This window comes from Seonamhaeicola maritimus (genome assembly GCF_008056315.1).
GTDB classification, from domain to species: Bacteria; Bacteroidota; Bacteroidia; order Flavobacteriales; family Flavobacteriaceae; genus Seonamhaeicola; species Seonamhaeicola maritimus.
The window spans coordinates 747,948-768,134 of the sequence record NZ_VRKQ01000010.1 but is presented as its reverse complement, the minus strand read 5'-3'; the positions used below and the strand labels follow the sequence as shown (position 1 = coordinate 768,134).

Below are 20,187 nucleotides of genomic sequence, written 5' to 3'. Positions count from 1 at the left end.
ACCAAATTTGGTGCTTTTGTTATTTACTTCTAGGTTTATCAGAAATTATATTACAATTGTTCTGTTGTAGTTTCGTCGTCAGGAATTTCTAAAGCAGTTATAAAATCTGGTAAAACCATATCTTTTAAAGCAGGGTTCTTTAACTGTTTTGCCTCAATAAAATTCCATATTTTGTTTTCAGCGTTATAAATACCTAGTAAATAACTTTTAGACTTTATACGCATTCCAGACATGGTCATTTGGTTATAACCTTCAACATAACAACGGTATTGGTCTTGCTCAAAAACCACATCAGAAACTGCAACAACATCAGCTTTTTCAAAAACAAATCCTTGTTCTTTCATAGTGTCAAAAGTTGTTGTAAGAAGTTCAATAGCCTTTTCTTTGCCTCCCATTAAACCTAATACAGGTGGATAGGTATATTTTAATACAGTTTCAAAATCCATTTTAAGAGTGGCTTCAGAGGTTGTTTTAGCATCTCTTAAAGCTCCTTCTTTTGATGCTTCTGTAGTTTGGGCATAAGAAATCCCGCTAATCATTAGCAGGATCACTAAGGTTTTAAATAGTTTATTCATTGTCTTTTTTCTTACTTTGATTTTTCATAGCCTCACCAATTTGATTGCTTGCTGTAAAACTAGCAACCATATCGTTTAGCATATTGCTTCCAGCCTGTGGTGCGTTAGGCAATAAAATTAGGTTACTGTTTGTTTCTTCACCTAAAGACTGCAAGGTGTCATAATGCTGTGTTACTACAATTAAAGCAGAAGCTTCCTGACTGTTTATTCCAACTCTATTTAGTACTTCAACAGACTCTTCTAAACCACGTGCAATTTCTCTACGCTGATCTGCAATACCTTGCCCTTGTAAACGTTTGCTTTCTGCTTCAGCTTTTGCTTTTTCAACAATTAAAATACGTTGAGCATCACCTTCAAACTGAGCTGCTATTTTTTCACGTTCAGAAGCGTTAATTCTATTCATGGCTTCTTTAACTTGTGCATCAGGGTCGATATCAGTTACAAGTGTTTTTATAATATCATAACCATAATCAACCATAGCATCATTCAATTCAGCTTTAACTGCAATAGCAATATCATCTTTTTTAACGAATACGTCGTCTAATTTCATTTTTGGCACTTCCGCACGTACTACATCAAAAACATATGAGGTTATTTGATCATGGGGATAGTCTAGTTTATAAAAAGCATCGTAAACCTTGTCTTTAATTACTTTATATTGTACAGAAACTTTTAAACGCACAAACACATCATCTAAGGTTTTAGTTTCTATAATAACATCGAGTTGTTGAATTTTTAAACTTAGTTTACCAGCAATTCTTTGAACTAAAGGAATTTTAAATTGTAAACCTGATTGCCTAACATTGCTGTATCGACCAAAGGTTTCAATGATAGCTGCGGTTTGTTGTTTTACAATAAAGACTGCAGAAATTAATATAATAACTGATAAAATAATAATAGGAATTAAGAAGAAGTTCATGGTTTATTAAAAATAATGGTTAAAAATAATGAGTTACTAATTTAAGTTATATTTGCCCACATAACTAAAAATCAATGAAAAATATACAACTTACTTTATTAGTAGCTATCATACTAGGTTTTGTTACAAAAAGTTATGCTCAACCCAAAAAATATGACATTACAAATGGCATGGGAATTTTTGGTGGAATTACTAAATTAGATATCGATACCGATAATTTTACAACGGAACAAAGTGATGGTTTTTTGTTTGGAATGTCGGCCACTGTAGATCTACCCCACAAATGGTATAACATGAGTTATGGTATGCAACTTTCTGAGAATTATCTTAAAATTTCAGGAAGACCTAATATGGTTAGTGGCCAAGAGGAGTTTATAGAGTATAAAATGTTTGCTGCCCAATTGGCTTTATTGGGTCACTTAAAGGTTGTTGGAAGCTATTTAACTATTGATGTGGGCCCAATGTTGCAATACAATGGTAAATTAGAATTAAAAAATGAGGATCAAAAAAGTTATTATATAAATACTTATACTAATCTTATGGCTGATGATATTACTCCTATTTCTCAATTTAATTTCAATGGTTTGGTAGGAGCTTCTGTTGGCTACAAATTCATTAAGCTTAGGGCTCAATATATTTATGGATTTACCAATATTTTTAAAAAGCTTAATAGTCAGGATATTGATACTTCAGGAGGCGAATCTAATTTTAAAGGAAATCAAAACATGTTGGTTTTTGGAGCCATGATTTCGTTTTAATTCACTAATTATTTTCTAAAATTAGACTAATTTGCTTATCCAAAGCTTTAACTTGATTAATAGTTGGGGTAATATCGTTGGTTTTTATTGTTTCCCCTCTTTCATAACCAATGTATTCTCGCCAACCTTCAGATCTAACATATCTACGTTTTGAGACCATAGAGAACAACGGATCATCTTTTAATTGTTCAAACTCAATAGAGACATTTGCAATTTTAATTGCAGGATATAAATCATTCAATATTTTTTTCGCCATGTAAAAATGACCCATATTATTTGGGTGAACCGCATCTGGGATTAAAGTAAACGTAGAGTCTGCTTTTTTGTAGTTGGTTTGAATATCTGTTAAATAACTGTGTAAATCTACTACAGGAACATCTTGAGATTCTAAAAGCCAATTAGCATAAGTTTTAAGAACCTCTTTGTTGTAGTGTGCATATGGCGTTTTATACGAGTACGAATCGCTATCAGTTAACAAGAATTCTTTTTTTTGTTCTGCATCAAAAATAGTAGGAGTAAGGAATATTATATTGGCACCTTGTCCTTCAACTTTGTCTTTGAGTTTATTGATTCCTTTTTTGTAATTGTTGAATCTTGTATCGTTTAGATTGGAATAAATACCGTCGTTCATACCGTAACAAGCTATCACTAAATCTGGTTTGGTAAAGCTTAGCGCATTGTCTAAACGGTTATGAATCCAAGGTCTAGGAAAAGGATGGTCTGATTCAGAATCGCCTGAAGCGGTTTCACTGGATAAACCTACACTTATGATATTTAAGGATTCTTCAGGGTAGTTTTTGCGCAAATAATATTCAATAAAATCTACATATCTGCCATTTTGCGTGATACTGTTTCCAAGGATTAATACCTTTTTATTATGAAGCGGAAGTTCTCTCGTTTCAGATTTAGTACATCCAATAAATACTGTTATGAAAAGGAGTAATAATAATCGCTTCATAGTAAAAGGTTTTGATTTATAGTATGTCAATTACAGCATTAATTCGCTTAACCGTTTCAGGTTTTCCAATCATAAACATAATATCAAACACATCAGGTCCCTGTAAAGCTCCAACCAGTGCTAAACGCAACGGCATCATCACTTTCCCAAACCCAATTTCGTTTGAGGTTATCCAGCCTTTTATTTCTGTTTGAAGCGTTTCTGTAGTAAAATCATCAATATTACTTATTATATCTTTTAGTGTGTTTAGAATTTCTTTTGTGCCTTCTTTTAGCGCTTTTTTAGATGCTTTTTCGTCATAACTTTTTGGTGCTTTAAAAAAGTAATAACTCAAATCCCAAAGATCAGATATAAATGTTGCACGCTCTTTTACCAAGCCAACTACTAATTCAATATAATTAACATCAATATCATTTAAGGCATCATATTGTTCCTTAAAGGCTTTAGCTATTTCTATATTGGATTGCTTTTGCATGTAATGGTGATTGAACCATTTTATTTTATCAGGATCAAACCTTGCGCCTGCTTTGTTTACTCGATTTAAATCGAATCCTTCAATAAGTTCGTCTAAACTAAAAATTTCTTGCTCAGTTCCTGGGTTCCAGCCTAAAAAGGCTAAAAAGTTCACGACCGATTCTGAGAAATAGCCATCTTCTTTATAACCTCTAGAAATATCATGAGTTTTTGGGTCTTCCCATTGTAATGGGAAAACAGGAAAGCCCAATTTGTCGCCATCACGTTTACTTAATTTCCCTTTTCCGGTAGGTTTCAAAATCAATGGTAAATGAGCAAATTCTGGTGCTTCCCATCCTAATGCTTTATATAATTCAAAATGGAGTGGAAGTGATGGAAACCACTCTTCACCACGAATAACATGAGTAATTTTCATTAAATGGTCATCAACAATATTAGCTAGATGGTAAGTTGGCATGCCGTCACTTTTAAATATTATCTTATCATCTAAAATATTTTTCCTAAATATCCCTGCTCCACGAATTTTATCTTCACATAAGACAACAGCATCTTCATTTTCGGTTTTAAGATCAAGCATTTTAAAACGAATAACGTAATCTTCTCCAGTATCAATTTTAGCTTGTGTTTCATCTTGGGTTAAAACTAAGGAGTTTACCAATCTTCCTTTTTCTCTGTTGTGCCAATTATAGATAAAGGTTTTTCCCTTGGCTTCATGATCTTTTCTATGAAAATCTAATTGTTCAGATGTATCGAAAGCATAATATGCATTTCCACTTTCAATAAGTTGTTCTGCATATTGTTTATATAAATCTTTGCGTTCACTTTGTCTGTAAGGACCAAATTTCTCGTTCTTTTTAGGTCCTTCATCAAAAGGGATTCCGCACCAATTTAATGAATCAATTATATATTGTTCAGCTCCTTCTACATAACGTGTTTGGTCTGTATCTTCAATACGTAACACAAAATCACCACCATGTTTTTTGGCAAACAAATAATTGAATAATGCGGTACGAACACCTCCAATATGTAATGGACCCGTTGGACTTGGTGCAAAGCGCACTCGAACGTTTTTAGTCATGTTTTTTATATTTGAGGGCAAAGATACAATTAACACATTATTATAAAGGGTGTACTAAATAAAATTGTAGTTTAGTATTATGCAAAATTTTGAGGCCATAAGAAATAAGCTTGAAGCTTTTATTAAGCGCTATTACACTAATGAGCTACTTAAAGGAGCTATTTTGTTTTTTGCTATTGGTTTGCTGTATTTTTTGTTTACACTTTTTGTGGAATATGTCTTGTGGCTAGGTACAGGGGCAAGAACCATTTTGTTCTGGCTGTTTATTGCTGTAGAATTGGCACTTTTAGTGAAGTTTATTGTGCTGCCATTGGCTAAATTATTAAGGATAAAAGATGGTATTAATTATGAAGAGGCTTCCAAGATTATAGGGAATCATTTTCCTGAGGTAAATGACAAGTTATTGAATGTCCTTCAGTTGAATCAAAATGTACAGCAATCAGAGTTACTTCTAGCTAGCATTGAACAAAAATCTATAGAATTAAAACCAATTCCTTTTAAACTCGCTATCAATCTTAAGCAAAATATTAAGTATTTAAAGTATGCTGCTATTCCTGTTATAATTCTTTTAATCACTCTTGTAACTGATAATCTGAATTGGTTTAGTAAAAGTTACGATCGTATTGTTCATTACAAAACAGCTTATGAGCCTCCTGCGCCATTTCAGTTTTTTGTGGTTAATGAAAGTTTACAAACTATAGAGCACAAAGACTTCAAATTATTGGTGAAAGCCACTGGTGAAATTATACCAGAAAGTGTTCAAATAGAATATGACAATGAAACGTATTTTCTGCACCAAACTGGTCTAGGTGAGTTTGTGTATATTTTCCGGCAACCAAAAAGCCAAATTAATTTTCAATTAACAGCCAATAGTGTATCTTCAAAAACCTATACTTTAGGTATTATTGAAGCGCCTTCTTTATTGAGTTTTGAAATGCTTTTAGATTACCCTAACCACACTAAAAAGAAAGATGAGGTTGTAAGAAGTACTGGTAATGCCTTGGTGCCTGAAGGAACACAAATCACCTGGAAACTTGAAACTAAGTCAACAGATTATGTAAATCTTTTTACGGATGATACTATTAGGTTTAACGCTGAAGACTTAGGTCTTTTTGAAGCTTCTAAACGTGTTTTTAATAATTTGGACTACAGTTTAAGCACCAATAACAAAAACCTTTCGAATTACGAGAATTTAGCATTTAGAATAGACGTTATTAAAGATCAGTATCCTGAGTTGAATATTAAAATGCAGGTTGATAGTCTTGATTTACAAACATTGTATTTCCTAGGGCAAGCAAATGACGATTATGGTTTCACTAAATTACAATTGGTTTATTACCCTTCTGATAATGAGGATAATAAACAGTATGAGAGGATTCCTGTTTCTAATTCAAATATAGCAGAATTTATAAGCGCATTTCCTAATAATTTGGAAATAGAAGAGGGGGTTCCATACGGTTTATATTTTCAAGTATTTGATAATGACGTAGTTAATAACTATAAAAGTGTAAAAAGCGATATCTATACTTACAGAAAACGAACACAGAAAGAAGAGGTTCAGAAGCAATTAAATGATCAAAGCAAAACAATTGAAGACCTTAATAAGTCTTTGAATAAATTTGAAGAGCAAGAGAAAAAACTTGAAGAAATAACCAAAACACAAAAAGAAAAATCCACATTAAATTTTAATGATAAAAAGAAGCTTGAATCTTTTTTAAAACGTCAGAAACAACAAGACGAAATGATGAAGAACTTCAACAAGAAGTTAAATGATAATTTAAAGGAATTTAAAAATGACAATGTAGAAGACCCATTCAAAGAGAGTTTAAAAGAACGTTTAGATGAAAACGAAGAGCAGTTAGAGAAAGACGAGAAACTACTTAAAGAACTTGAAAAAATTCAAGATAAAATTAACAAAGAAGAGCTTGTAAAAAAGTTAGAAGAGCTTGCCAAACAAAATAAAAATAAAAAAAGAAGTTTAGAGCAGTTACTAGAATTAACTAAACGCTTTTATGTTGAAAAGAAGCTTGAGAAATTGGCGGATGATTTAGATAAGTTATCAAATGAACAAGAAAAGTTATCTAGCGAAAGTGAAGAAAATAACACTAAAGAAAGTCAAGAAGAATTAAATAAGGAATTTGAAGAATTTACTAAACAACTTGAAGACTTAAAAAAGGATAGTGACAAATTAAAAAAACCAATTGACATTCCTCAGGATAAGTTGGAAGAAAATGAAATTAAAAAGGAACAACAAAAAGCTTCAGAGGAGTTAGAAAAGAATAACGAGGAAAATCAAAATCAAAATAATCAAGACAATAAAAATGCTCAAAAAAGTCAGAAGAAAGCCGCTCAAAAAATGAAACAAATGAGTAAGAGTATGCAGAGCTCTATGAGCGCGTCAGGAGGTGAGCAAATGCAAGAGGATATGGAAATGCTTCGTCAAATTTTAGATAACCTCGTGTTATTTTCATTTGACCAAGAAAGTCTGATGGATGAGTTCAAAAGGTTAGATGTTAACCATAGTAAATTTGCTAATTATCTTAGAAAACAACATACCTTAAAAGAGCATTTTGAACATATAGATGATAGCTTGTTTGCTTTGTCATTAAGACAACCTAAATTATCTGAAACTGTAAACAAAGAAATCACTGAGGTATATTTTAATGTTGATAAGGCTATTAGTTTGTTGGCTGAAAATCAACTTTATCAAGGTATTTCAAATCAGCAATTCGCCATTACTGCTGCTAATAATTTGGCAGATTTTTTGAGTGATGTTTTGGACAATATGCAGGAGAGTATGAGTATGTCTCCCGGAAAGGGAAAGGGAGATATGCAATTACCAGATATTATTATGAGTCAGGAGGAGCTTCAAAAAATGTTGCAAGAGGGCATGAAAAAGTCCAAAGACGGCAAGCCTCAAGACAAAGGAGAAACAAAGGAGGGTGAAGATGGAAAGGAAGGTGAAAAGAAGGGTAAGGATGGTAAGGAAACTAATGGAGAAGGTGAAGGAAGTAATGAAGAACTAAAAGGGATGCTGTTTGAAATATATCAACAGCAACAGCAGCTTCGCGAAGCCTTAAAGGATAAGATTGCAAAGGAAGGTCTAGGTGGTAGCGGTGATAAGTTGGTTAAGAAAATGGTGGATATAGAATTAGACTTATTGAATAAGGGATTTACGAATCAAACCCTTCAAAAAATGATGGATCTTAAGCATCAGTTGTTAAAATTGGAAAATGCAACTTTTGAACAAGGGGAAGACGATAAACGAGAATCTGAAACCAATAAAAAGCAGTTTAACAAAAATGATTCTAATCAAATTCCAACTGCAAAACAATATTTTAATACTATTGAAATTTTAGATAAACAAGCACTACCTTTGCGCCAAATTTACAGAAAAAAGGTTCAAGAGTATTTCAAGAAAACAGATGATTAATTTCAATTACGAAACGGAATTTGGTTTAGAAAATGAGAAGGATTTATCTTCATGGATTTTAAGTACTATTACTTCTGAAGGTTATAAGTTGGAGGTGATTAATTATGTTTTCTGTGATGATGAATACCTGCATAAGTTGAATGTGGAGTTTCTTAATCACGACACCTTAACTGATATTATAAGCTTTGACTATTCGGTGGGAAAAATTATACAGGGAGATATTTTTATTTCTATTGAAAGAGTTAAGGATAATGCTAAAGATTTCAATGTTACATTTCTAAAAGAACTTCATCGAGTTATCATTCATGGCGTATTGCACTATTGTGGTTATAAAGACAAATCAGATAAAGAGGCTCAGGTGATGCGCGCCAAAGAAAACCACTACCTAGCACAACTTGCTTAAATTCAAAAGTTCAACGTATATTTGCAAACTTAAATTATAGATGTTCCACGTGGAACATATTAAATATCTAAAGTCATGTTTAACGAGGTTTACGATGTTATTGTGGTTGGTGCGGGTCACGCTGGTAGTGAGGCTGCAGCTGCAGCTGCCAATATGGGAAGTAAAACTTTGTTGGTTACAATGAATCTGCAAAACATTGCTCAAATGTCTTGTAATCCTGCTATGGGTGGTATTGCAAAAGGGCAAATTGTGCGTGAGATTGATGCTTTAGGTGGTTATAGTGGTATTGTGTCTGATACGTCTGCTATTCAGTTTAAGATGCTGAATAAATCCAAAGGACCCGCTATGTGGAGCCCGAGGGTTCAAAGTGATAGAATGCGATTTGCTGAAGATTGGAGATTGTTGTTGGAGCAAACAGATAATTTGGATTTCTACCAAGAAATGGTTTCAGGTTTACTGATTGAAGGAAATGAAGTTATTGGAGTTAAAACATCACTAGGTGTTGAAATAAGGTCTAAAACAGTAGTGCTTACAAACGGAACTTTTTTGAATGGACTTATTCATATTGGTGATAAGAATTTTGGCGGTGGTAGAGCAGGTGAAAAAGCCGCAACAGGAATTACGGAGCAGCTTGTAGATTTAGGTTTTGATTCCGGAAGAATGAAAACAGGAACCCCTCCAAGGGTTGATGGAAGATCTTTAGATTATTCTAAAATGGTTGAACAACCTGGAGATGTAAATCCAGAAAAGTTCTCCTATTTAGATATAACTAAACCTTTAGAAAAGCAGCGTGCTTGTCACATGACTTATACAAGTCCTGATGTGCATAATTTACTTCGTGAAGGGTTTGATAGATCACCAATGTTTAATGGTAGAATTAAAAGTTTGGGACCCCGTTATTGTCCTTCCATAGAAGATAAAATTAATCGATTTGCGGACAAGGATAGACATCAATTATTTATTGAACCAGAAGGATGGAATACCTGTGAGGTTTATGTAAATGGTTTCTCAACCTCGCTTCCCGAAGATGTTCAGTTTAATGCATTACGGTCAGTAGTTGGTTTTGAAAACGTGAAATTTTTTAGACCTGGTTACGCTATAGAATATGATTATTTTCCTCCAACACAATTAAAGCACACCTTGGAAACTAAGTTAGTTAATGGACTTTATTTTGCAGGTCAAATTAATGGAACAACGGGATATGAAGAAGCGGCTTCTCAAGGGTTGATGGCTGGTATTAATGCTAGTTTAAAAGTCCAAGAAAAGGATGTGTTTACTTTAAAGAGAGATGAGGCTTATATTGGTGTTTTAATTGACGATTTGATTACAAAGGGTACCGAAGAGCCATATAGAATGTTTACATCGCGAGCTGAATATAGGACATTGTTAAGACAAGATAATGCTGATTTGAGGTTGACACCAAAAGGTTTTGATTTAGGTTTGGCTAGTGAAAAGAGATTAAGAAGAATGGAAGAGAAGCACGAAGCAGCTAAAAGATTTGTGTCCTTTTTTGAGACCACTAGTGTTAAACCGGAAGAGATTAATCCTATTTTAGAGAGTAAAAACTCTGCTGTGGTTAAACAATCTGGAAAACTATTTAAAGTGTTTGCTAGACCTAATATTGATATGGAAGATATTAGACAAGTAAAAAGTGTAGAGGGGTATATTCAGGAAAACAATCTGGATAGAGAAGTTGTTGAGCAGACAGAAATTCAAGTTAAATATTCTGGTTATATAGCTAAAGAAAAAAATAATGCGGATAAATTGAATAGGCTAGAGTATGTAAAAATTCCGGAGAATTTTGATTACTCTAAAATTAAATCCATGAGTTTTGAAGCCCGTGAAAAATTGAAAAAAATACAACCTATTACAGTTTCTCAGGCTTCAAGAATTAGTGGAGTTTCTCCAAATGATATTTCAGTTTTATTGGTTTATATGGGTCGATAATAATTAAAAGAATTTCACATGTTCCACGTGGAACATTTGTATTAAATGAAAAATAGTCCTCCTTTTTTAAGTGTAAAAGATCATTCTGTTTCAGGAGAAACTTTTGATTTGAATCGAAACTCTGAACATGGATTTTTAGAAACTACGCCACAACCTTCGAATGAAAAATTACCAGATTATTATCAAAGTGAAGATTATATTTCTCATACAGATTCTAAACGAAACCTGTTTGAGAAAGCATATCATTACATAAGAAAGATTGCATTAAACCAAAAATTAAAGCTAATTAATTCCTTAAATTCTGAAGACAAAAATATTCTAGATGTTGGATGCGGAACGGGAGACTTTTTACTTGTAGCTCAACAAAACGGATGGAGTGTTTCTGGAATTGAACCTAACGAACAGGCGAGACAAATTGCTAATAAAAAAACAAATAATTCCGTTTATGAAATTGAAAAACTTTTAGAGTTTAAAGAAAACAGTTTTGATGTTATTACCCTTTGGCATGTTTTGGAGCATTTACCCAATCTTGATGATCAAGTAACAGTTTTCAAAAAACTTCTTAAACCAAGTGGCGTTTTAATTGTTGCTGTACCAAATTATAAAAGTTATGATGCCAAACATTATAAAGAATTTTGGGCAGCTTATGATGTACCTAGACACCTTTGGCATTTTTGTGAAGAATCAATTGCTAGTCTGTTTTCAAAAGTTGAAATGAAAGTTGTAAAAATTAACCCTATGTGGTTTGATGCTTTTTATGTGAGTCTACTTTCTGAAAAATATAAATCTGGTAAAATGAATTTTATTAAAGGTTTTTTAATTGGAGTTGTATCAAATTTTACTGCAATTACTTCAAAAGAAGTTTCTTCTTTAATTTATGTCATTAAAAACGAATAAAACTTTGTTACAGAAGTTTTCTTTAGAGTTTATGGAGAGTGACAGCGAAATACCAAGCTAGATTTTAAAAGGCGCTTAAAACGCTTTATTTGACCTTTGTTTTGATAAGTATTTCTAATAAGAGTTATTTAATTCTATAAATTTTAATTATAATATTAATTCAAGGGTAATTTCAATACTTCAATCTATTTTGTTTATTACATTTGTCCGAAATTAATAAATTAAGAAATGAAACATATTTTTTACATTGTTTTAGTAATATTAGCTTTTACATCTTGTCAGGAGAAAAAAATTGGTTATGTTGATAATACGACCTTAATTAATGAAATTCAAGAGAAAAAAGACCTAGAAACTAAATTTCAGGGAAAACAGGAAGCTTTTAAAAAGAAAACGGATAGTATTAGTCAAGCATTCCAGTTAGAAGTTCAACAAACACAAATAACAGCTCAAAAATCTTCTCAAAAGAAAGCTCAGGAATTAATAGGAGGTTTACAACAGAAACAACAACTATTGCAGCAACAAGTTCAATTTGAAGAACAACAAATAACTCTTGCCTTTCAAGGAGAAATAGATTCTTTAATTATTAAGGTAAAAGATTTTGTAAAGGACTATGGTAAAACAAATGGCTATACTTATATTTTAGGAACTAGTGATGGAGCCTCATCTGTACTTTATGGTACTGATGAAAATAACTTAACCCAAACTATTTTAGAGGCTTTAGATACCGAATATAAGAAGTAAATCAGGTTAAGTGATTGATATATAGATATATAAACCCTGATTTATAAATAAATCAGGGTTTTTTTTGCGATAAAATCAGGTTTTATACAAATAAAAAACCTCTGCTAATTTAAATTAACAGAGGCTAACAATAAAAGTACGAACCCTCATTCTCTTTTATTTGTCATTTTAAATGTTTTCTTATATACTATTCGCTATATTTTCTAAGAGAGCGTTTAATTCTTGTAAATTACCTTTAGCCTTAGACGATTGAAAAACAATCTTTCTATTATTGTATTTCAGGATGGTCAAAGGGTTATCTCTTCCTTTGGTATCACCTGTTTCTAAAGGGCTTATATTTGAAACAAAGTCGTTAATCTTTTTTACTATATCTAAAGGTATGTAAGTATTGTGTATGCCGATTTTCTCAACATTTTCAATACCATTATATGTAATTTGACCATTTCTATATATCCATAAATCAAAAACAGGAGATCCATTTAGACTTTTACCTCTAGATAAACTTAGAATTGCATCGCGTGTATTTTTTAAATCTTCTTTCTTGCTCACAAAATACGATGTTAGTAAAGTCATAGTACAATGCCTATTAATTAATAATTAGCTTTTAAGTTGCGAATTTGTGGCAAAGACATATCGATTTGGAGAATATGCTTTGACACAAATAAGCTAACTCAACCATATTTCAAGTTTTCTAACTTGATAATATCATGTAATGTGATTCTTAGATTTAACCAACCAAATCTTAAAACATATTAGCAAGACACGATATTAAACCATTACAATTGTAGGTAAGTAAATGTAAACAAGGGGCTTGGGGCAATAAACTAGGACTCTATTTGGGGCTCTAGTGCCCTAGTTTATATATAAAACAGTTTAAAACTAAAACACCCTACCTACTTTCTTTAATTTTTTTAAATTTGACAAATAAGCTAATACTTTTATGAGTAGCGAAACCAAATCTGTTTGCGAGCAAGAAACCTACGAGTATTTATATAATGCGCACTCCCAGACATTATATAATTATATCTATTATAAGTGCGGAGACAAGCAGCAAGCTGAAGATACAGTTCAAGATGCTTTTGTTAAATTGTGGAACAATTGCTCTAAGGTTTTTTTTGAAAAGGCTAAGTCCTTTTTATATACTGTGGCCCGAAATATTTTTTTAAATGAAGTGGCGCATAAAAAAATTGTACTAGAACATCAAAATACTCTATCAAATAGAACAACTAATGAAACGCCCCTGTTTTTATTAGAAGAACAAGAATTTATGCAACAACTTAAAGATGCTATAGCTAACTTACCAGAAAAACAAAGGGAAGTGTTTTTGTTAAGTAGAATAGATAAAAAAAAATATTCTGAAATTGCTGAGATAACTGGCGTGAGTATTAAAGCTGTTGAAAAAAGAATGAGTTTAGCTTTGGTTACGCTAAGAAAACAATTTGGAAAAATATAAAAGTAGGGTAAAATCCTAATCAACTGTTTTATAATTATAGAACTTTTTAAATAGAATGGAAAAATATATCAAAGAAGATGATTTTTTGGCTAGATGGATTTCTGGAGAACTTTCTACAGAGGAGCTTAAAAAATTTGAAAATTCGAAAGATTATACTGTTCTTAAAAGAATTAATGATGCGTCCCAAACACTAAAAGCACCTACTTTTAACAATCAAGCGTTATTAAATAAATTAAGAGAACAAACTAGCGCGAAGCCCCAAACTTCCAAGACTAGAGTAATAAAACTAATTCCTAATTGGGCCTATGCTGCCGCTGCGGTTATGATTGCTTTTGGCGTATTTTATGTCATGAATATGCAATCTAATTTCAATACAGGGTTTAGTGAACAATTAGCAGTTGTACTTCCTGATAATTCAGAAGTTAAACTTAATGCAAATTCTCATTTAAACTATAAGACTTTAAATTGGCGTTCTGATCGAAAACTAGAACTAGAGGGGGAAGCTTTTTTTGATGTTGAAAAAGGCAAAACTTTTAAGGTTATTACTAACGAAGGTGTAGTAGAAGTATTAGGAACAGAATTTAATGTAATTTCTAGAAACACTTATTTTGAAGTACAATGTATGGAAGGAAAAGTAAGAGTTACTAGTAATACTTTGCACAAAAACGTAGTACTTCTACCTGGAGAAGCTGTTAGAATAGTAAACAACAATTTTGAAGAGTGGAATTTTGAATTGAATGAACCTAATTGGCTAGTAGGTGAAAGTACTTTTTACAATGCGCCAATTTTGCAAGTTTTGCAGGCTTTAGAAAATCAGTTTGAAATTACATTTGATACTTCTAATATAGATTCTAATAAGCGTTTTACTGGTGCTTTTACTCATAAAGATTTAAGCTTAGCTATTAAAACAGTTTCAACCCCTATGAACCTTTCCTATTCACTTGATAAGGAAGAGAGAATAATCAGACTTAGTTCAAAGGAATAACTAAATTATCCTTAATTTAGCTATATTGCCCTAAATATCTGTTTAGGAGCCCCCTTTTGAATTGTTAGTAAATGAACTACAAAGTATTAGCGCTTTTATTTTTCTTTTTCTCGTTAAACTTAATATCACAGGAGAAAGTAACTTTAGAATACTCTAATGTTTCATTGAGTGAGGTGTTCAAAGACTTAGAAGAGAAGTTTAAAATCAAGTTTTCTTATAATTCAGAGCTTGTTAATAATAGAATTATAAACTTAAAGCGTCAAGATTATTTACTTGAAGATATTTTACTTACCCTTGAAGAAAAGGTTGCAATTTCCTTTAAAAAGGTGTCAAAGAGGTATTATACCGCGAAATCTAAAGTCCTAAGAATTACAGATACACAACAACTTCAGGAAATATTAATAAAGGAGTATTTAACAACCGGAATTAGTAAAAAAAATGAAGATGCTTCTATATCATTAATGCCTAAAAAATTAGGAATACTTCCAGGCTTAACAGAACCAGATGTATTACAAAGCATTCAATTATTACCTGGGGTTCAGAGTCCAACAGAAACGGCTTCTGGTTTATTTATAAGAGGAGGTACTCCAGATCAAAACTTAATTCTTTGGGATGGAATTAAAATGTATCATTCTGGTCATTTTTTCGGAACTATATCGGCTTTTAATCCCTATATTACAGATGAAATTAAGCTTTATAAAAGCGGAACAAAAGCCAAGTATGGTAATAGAATATCAGGAGTAATAGATATTACTTCAGACAATTATATTCCGCAAAAAATTGAAGGAGGAGCTGGCATAAACATGACTCATGCGGATGTTTTTTTAAAAGCACCTTTAAATGATAAGGTCGCCTTTATATTGTCTGGAAGGAGATCAATTACAGACATGTTTAATACAGAGACCTTTAAAAATTTATCTCAAAGGGTTTTTCAAGAAACCAAAATATCAGATGGAAATAAAGTGTTTGAAGATGATGAAGTATTAACTACTAATGATCTTTTCAATTTTAAGGACTTTACATTTAAGGCTGTTGTGAAGCCAAATGAGAATAATGAAATTTCTATTAGCAATTTGTTTACCAACAATAAGTTAGATTATGGTTTTTTAATAGAGGAGTTTGATGAAGCTTCTAGTGATAAGTTGGAAATAACAAATCAAGGTAGTAGTTTTAATTGGAATCATAAATACAATAATGCTTTAAGTCATGATTTTAATGCTTACTATTCTAAATTTGACTTAGAATATGTTGGAAGCAATAATATTACAAATGAATTTAGTGATGAATTAAAAAAGCAAAATACAATTGACGATTTTGGTCTTTCGTTTGACACCAATTTAGTATTAAGGGAGTCGGCTTCTATAGGTTTGGGGTATCAATTTTCTTCTAATAAAGTTAATTATGGGTTAAGTTTTATGGATAGTGAAAGCCCAGAAGAAAACTTTGATGAATCTAATGAAAGCACAAATAATGCGCACGCTGTTTATTTTGATTATAAGTACAATAAATCTAATAAATGGCTAATAAATGCTGGGTTAAGAGCAAACTATTTTTCTGTTATAGATAGAATTTATGTTGAACCTAGAGTTCAGGTAGAAACTAGATTAAGCTCTTCTTTAAAATATAGAGTTTCTGTAGAAAATTTGCATCAGGCAGTTAGTCAAGTTGTAGAATTTAACACACAAGAGTTTGGTTTAGAAGATCAGATATGGGTTTTGTCTGATGATGAAGAAATCCCAGTTTTGTCAAGCACACAATTTACTTCAGGATTTTTATTTAATAAAAAAGGCTGGAATATTGATTTGGAAGCTTATTATAAAAAGGTAAGGGGCTTAACATCCTTTACATTAGGCTTTGAAGTGGCTAATGATTTCTTTTCTAAAGGAGAGAGTGATGTTTTTGGGTTAGACTTGTTAGTCAAAAAGAAAATCCAAAATTATAGAACTTGGTTAAGTTATTCTTTTATAAATAATGACTTCACTTTTGATAATATTAATAGCGGTAATGAATTTTCGGGTAATTCTGACATAACACATCACTTTACGTGGTCTCACACCTATGAGTGGAATCAATTTAATATTTCTTTAGGCTGGAATATTAGAACAGGTATACCCTATACAAAAGGAGTAGGAATAATTGATACTCCAGAAGGCTCTGTAATTGAATATGATGTTATTAATGACTCTAGATTACCTGATTATCATAGGTTAGATGTTTCAACTACCTATGAATTCAACGTTTCAAAAAATGAAAATTGGAAAGGAAAAATAGGGTTCTCACTTTTGAATATTTATAATAAAAATAATTTACTAAGCAGAACCTATGAGAGTCGTCAGGACTCAAACGGGGATATAGTATTGAGAGAGATTAATAAATCATCAATTGGGTTAACTCCAAATCTGATTTTTAGAATAGAGTTTTAATTTTCAGGAATAAAAAGAAAAGGCTTTTGGGATTATTTTTACACTAAAATCACCGGTTCCAATAAGCTCTCCATCTGTTTGGATAAAGGGTGGGGTATCATTACTAAACTCTACATTTATGGTCGCTGCCTTATAGGTTTTTACTTTTTTATAATTGGTTATTTTCCCGTTAAAAAGTTTAGTAATATTTTTTAATATTTCAATCTTACTTAAGTTTTGAGCTATACTAATATCCAACATACCATCAAATGCGTTTGGCGCATGAGTTAGTTGCATACCACCTCCAGAATATTTACATAAACCTATTAAAATCATTAAATTTTTACCTGACACCTCGGTAGCTCCTATGGTAATATTAGATTTGAAATTTTTAAAGGTAAACATGCTTATTAGAGCTCCTAAAAGATAAGCGGTTTTTCCTAAATATTTTAGTTTTTTTACTTTGGAAACTACAAACCCATCAAAACCAGCTCCTGCCAAATTATTAAAATATATTGGTTGAGTTCCAACACCTTTAAATTCAAACCGTCCTATGTCTTGAGTTGAAATGGTGTCTTTTTTTATAGCGTTGATAGCACTTTCAATATTACTCGGGATATTAAATGATTTAACCCAATCGTTTCCGGTTCCTATTGGGATTACACCAACGTTTATGCTTGACGAGGAGAAGTAGTTTTGGGTCATTATGGCGTTTACAACATTATGCAAAGTTCCATCTCCTCCAATGCAAATAATGTCTTTTATTTGAAGTTCTAAGGCCATATAAACAAGTTTAATACTATGCTTTTCATATTGCGTAAAAGCAAAGTCAAAATCAAACTTGTTTAGTTTAAGAAAACCTTTAATTTTTGGCCATAATTTCTTGGAAGCATTATTTCCAGAAGTAGGGTTTATAATTACAAACCATTTTTTTGAAGACCTCACCATTATGCCGATTTTTTATGGAGCAATCGGGTAAGTTTTATTGATAAGTCAGTTAAAATAATTTTTGAATTACCGTTACGCTCAATGTGATAAATGGCATCTTGAAGCTCATTGCTAATATCCATGATATTATTACCATGAACAAAAGGCGCAAATTTCTCTAATTTAAATTTCTCAGTTTTTGGCTCTAGGTAAACTAGATCTGAGGCATTATAATTTAACAATAATGCCTGACGGAAAAAATCTAAACAAAAATGCAAAAACTGTTTTTGCGTCTCTCTACCTGTTTTAGCAATATCTTCACTCCATGAGATAAGGTCATGAATAGCTGCTTTATTTCCTTTAGCTTTAAAGGCACTTCTAATCCAATAGATAAACCATTTTTCAAATTGAATATCTTCAGAATCATGATATACTAAATCACAAGCTTTATTATAGTTTCCGTTTGATTGGTGTGCAATTTTTGTTGCCACAGCTTCATCAATTTGATAATTTTTTAGTAAAGCTCCCTTAATAACGTTTTCAGCCAAAGGGGGAAAATGTAGAATTTGACAACGAGACCTAATAGTATTAATTATTTGCTCTTCATCTTCGGTAATTAAAATGAAAATGGTCTTATTTGGTGGTTCTTCAATAAGTTTTAAAAGTTTATTGGCGCAGGGAACATTCATTTTTTCTGCCATCCAAATAATCATTATTTTAAAGCCGCCTTCATAAGATTTAAGAGATAAAGCTTTTATAATATCTAAAGCTTCATCAACCCCAATTTGCCCTTGTTTATTATCAACTCCAAGCAGTTTATACCAATCAAATAAATTTCCGTAAGGCTGTTCTTTTAATAATTGCCTCCATTCTTCAAGGTAATGACTAGAAACAGGATGACTTTTGGCTTTATCTGTTGTTGTTACTGGAAAAGCAAAATGTAAATCAGGATGTGATATATTTTTAAACTTAATATTGCAAGATTCATTTCCTGTATTGTTTTCTCCACTAGTGTTGCCGCATAAAAGGTATTGCGCATAGGCCAATGCCATGGGTAAAGTACCACAACCTTCTTTACCAACAAAAAGTTGGGCATGTGGAATTCTACCGTTATCAACACTTTGTGTCAAGTGGTTTTTAATATGGTTTTGTCCTAAAATATCTTTAAAAAGCATAGAACAAATATAGTAGAAAAGCTAAATGTTTATGTAATAGAGCTAATTAAAAGGTTGATTATCGAATTTAATAGGGCTTAAGAGTATTTTATAATAAGTTTGAGTCCCTCATTAATCTATTAGTTTTTAATTGTTTAACATTAAAACGCTATGAATAAAACTACTATTTCATTATTATTTATTATTGTGGGTGCGTTTTATTTAAGTGCACAATCCGCAAAGCAAGGCTTTGATGATAAAGCGGAGGATAATTGGAATTATTCGTCTAATATTCCTTTTTATTCTAACAACGGTAATACGGACATTTGGAGAAATCAGTCCAACGCTAATGGCAGAATAGCTGGTCCTTTTTCAGGATCAAATTATTTGGCTGGACGAGATTTAGATAATGAATACTCTGAACAACAAACAGGACAGGCTTCGCCAGAGCATATTCTTTATTTTGACGAAGTAAATATTGGCGGTATGGAAGCAGAACTGTCTTTTCAAGTTCAATATATAGGTTTAGATAAAGGTGATTATATATATTATGAATTAAGATACGATAATGCTACAGATTGGAATACCGTTGATTTCAAAGAAGATGTTTTTAAAACAGGCTCTAACGGTAATTTTAATTCCGTTGGCTGGAAAGAATTTAAATTTACCATTCCTACTGGTTATGATTATGTTAGAATGAGATTAGTAGTTTATCAAAATGGTAACGAGTATTTAGGATTTGATGATTTTAAACTAGAGACTTCAACCCTGTCTAATAAAGACAACTTAATTAGTGGGTTTTCTTTTGGACCCAACCCAACTAGAAATCACGTTAATTTTAGAGCAAATGTGATTTTAGATGAAGTTGCTATCTATAATGTCTTAGGCAAAGAACTAGTAAGAAGAAAGCTTAATACAAGAGAATCTTCAATAAACTTAGCAAATTACCCAAGTGGAATTTATTTAATGAGAATAGAGGCCGATGGTTTAGTCCAAACCTCAAAAATTATTAAAAAGTAGAGTTTTAATTAATTAGAGATATTATAAGAAACCGAATAGCTTCTAAAGTTATTCGGTTTCTTA

The 20,187-nt window shown here is 31.7% G+C and carries 17 protein-coding genes; 10 read left to right on the top strand and 7 right to left on the bottom strand.

Features of this window, described 5'->3' with window-relative positions; translation table 11 throughout:
• Positions 1-50: 50 nt before the first annotated feature.
• Positions 51-575 carry a hypothetical protein gene (locus FUA22_RS11555; RefSeq protein ID WP_147768482.1) on the bottom strand — a complete coding sequence of 175 codons (525 nt, stop codon included), beginning with the start codon at positions 573-575 and terminating at the stop codon, positions 51-53.
• A complete protein-coding gene (locus tag FUA22_RS11550; RefSeq protein ID WP_147768480.1) occupies positions 568-1,494 on the bottom strand; it encodes an SPFH domain-containing protein in 927 nt (308 codons plus the stop codon). Before FUA22_RS11550 ends, FUA22_RS11555 begins: the two co-directional genes overlap by 8 nt.
• 74 nt (positions 1,495-1,568) lie before the next feature.
• On the opposite strand from FUA22_RS11550, the gene FUA22_RS11545 reads away from it, so the two are divergent.
• Positions 1,569-2,252 (top strand): hypothetical protein, encoded by a 684-nt coding sequence (locus FUA22_RS11545; RefSeq protein ID WP_147768478.1) that lies wholly within the window; start codon positions 1,569-1,571, stop codon positions 2,250-2,252.
• Between the two features lie 4 nt (positions 2,253-2,256).
• Here FUA22_RS11545 and FUA22_RS11540 read toward each other — a convergent pair whose 3' ends face one another.
• Positions 2,257-3,210, bottom strand: coding sequence for an SGNH/GDSL hydrolase family protein (locus tag FUA22_RS11540; protein WP_147768476.1), 954 nt, complete (start codon positions 3,208-3,210; stop codon positions 2,257-2,259).
• Between the two features lie 16 nt (positions 3,211-3,226).
• Positions 3,227-4,762 (bottom strand): glutamate--tRNA ligase, encoded by a 1,536-nt coding sequence (gene gltX, locus FUA22_RS11535; RefSeq protein WP_147768474.1) that lies wholly within the window; start codon positions 4,760-4,762, stop codon positions 3,227-3,229.
• 79 nt (positions 4,763-4,841) lie between these two features.
• Here gltX and FUA22_RS11530 point away from each other — a divergent pair, with 79 nt between their 5' ends.
• The 5 genes from FUA22_RS11530 to FUA22_RS11510 all read left to right on the top strand — a co-directional run bounded on the left by FUA22_RS11530 (position 4,842) and on the right by FUA22_RS11510 (position 12,183).
• A complete protein-coding gene (locus tag FUA22_RS11530; protein WP_147768471.1) occupies positions 4,842-8,195 on the top strand; it encodes a hypothetical protein in 3,354 nt (1,117 codons plus the stop codon).
• Positions 8,188-8,598: an rRNA maturation RNase YbeY gene (ybeY, locus tag FUA22_RS11525; protein WP_147768469.1), complete on the top strand. Its 411-nt coding sequence runs from the start codon at positions 8,188-8,190 to the stop codon at positions 8,596-8,598. Before FUA22_RS11530 ends, ybeY begins: the two co-directional genes overlap by 8 nt.
• A gap of 75 nt (positions 8,599-8,673) precedes the next feature.
• Positions 8,674-10,545, top strand: coding sequence for a tRNA uridine-5-carboxymethylaminomethyl(34) synthesis enzyme MnmG (mnmG, locus tag FUA22_RS11520; protein ID WP_147768467.1), 1,872 nt, complete (start codon positions 8,674-8,676; stop codon positions 10,543-10,545).
• Positions 10,546-10,590: 45 nt separating this feature from the next.
• Positions 10,591-11,442: a class I SAM-dependent methyltransferase gene (locus FUA22_RS11515; RefSeq protein ID WP_147768465.1), complete on the top strand. Its 852-nt coding sequence runs from the start codon at positions 10,591-10,593 to the stop codon at positions 11,440-11,442.
• A 228-nt stretch (positions 11,443-11,670) separates the two neighbouring features.
• Positions 11,671-12,183, top strand: a complete 513-nt coding sequence (locus tag FUA22_RS11510) for an OmpH family outer membrane protein (protein ID WP_147768463.1) — start codon at positions 11,671-11,673, stop codon at positions 12,181-12,183.
• Between the two features lie 180 nt (positions 12,184-12,363).
• Here FUA22_RS11510 and FUA22_RS11505 read toward each other — a convergent pair whose 3' ends face one another.
• The gene (locus FUA22_RS11505) at positions 12,364-12,732 is read right to left on the bottom strand and encodes a DUF6438 domain-containing protein (protein WP_147768461.1); all 369 of its coding nucleotides are present in this window, start codon (positions 12,730-12,732) and stop codon (positions 12,364-12,366) included.
• Positions 12,733-13,123: 391 nt separating this feature from the next.
• Here FUA22_RS11505 and FUA22_RS11500 point away from each other — a divergent pair, with 391 nt between their 5' ends.
• From FUA22_RS11500 to FUA22_RS11490, 3 genes are all read left to right on the top strand, one after another.
• Positions 13,124-13,636, top strand: coding sequence for an RNA polymerase sigma factor (locus FUA22_RS11500; protein ID WP_147768460.1), 513 nt, complete (start codon positions 13,124-13,126; stop codon positions 13,634-13,636).
• Positions 13,637-13,691: 55 nt separating this feature from the next.
• Positions 13,692-14,621 (top strand): FecR family protein, encoded by a 930-nt coding sequence (locus FUA22_RS11495; protein WP_147768457.1) that lies wholly within the window; start codon positions 13,692-13,694, stop codon positions 14,619-14,621.
• Between the two features lie 71 nt (positions 14,622-14,692).
• A complete protein-coding gene (locus FUA22_RS11490) occupies positions 14,693-17,044 on the top strand; it encodes a TonB-dependent receptor plug domain-containing protein (RefSeq protein ID WP_147768455.1) in 2,352 nt (783 codons plus the stop codon).
• 3 nt (positions 17,045-17,047) lie between these two features.
• Here FUA22_RS11490 and FUA22_RS11485 read toward each other — a convergent pair whose 3' ends face one another.
• Together FUA22_RS11485 and FUA22_RS11480 are read right to left on the bottom strand one after the other, a co-directional pair.
• The gene (locus FUA22_RS11485; RefSeq protein ID WP_147768453.1) at positions 17,048-17,971 is read right to left on the bottom strand and encodes a diacylglycerol/lipid kinase family protein; all 924 of its coding nucleotides are present in this window, start codon (positions 17,969-17,971) and stop codon (positions 17,048-17,050) included.
• Positions 17,971-19,125 carry a DNA polymerase III subunit gene (locus tag FUA22_RS11480; RefSeq protein ID WP_147768451.1) on the bottom strand — a complete coding sequence of 385 codons (1,155 nt, stop codon included), beginning with the start codon at positions 19,123-19,125 and terminating at the stop codon, positions 17,971-17,973. The genes FUA22_RS11485 and FUA22_RS11480 overlap by 1 nt, the downstream gene beginning before the upstream one ends.
• A 150-nt stretch (positions 19,126-19,275) precedes the next feature.
• Between FUA22_RS11480 and FUA22_RS11475 the strand changes: the two genes are divergently transcribed.
• Positions 19,276-20,124: a T9SS type A sorting domain-containing protein gene (locus FUA22_RS11475; RefSeq protein ID WP_147768449.1), complete on the top strand. Its 849-nt coding sequence runs from the start codon at positions 19,276-19,278 to the stop codon at positions 20,122-20,124.
• The last annotated feature ends 63 nt before the right edge of the window (positions 20,125-20,187 follow it).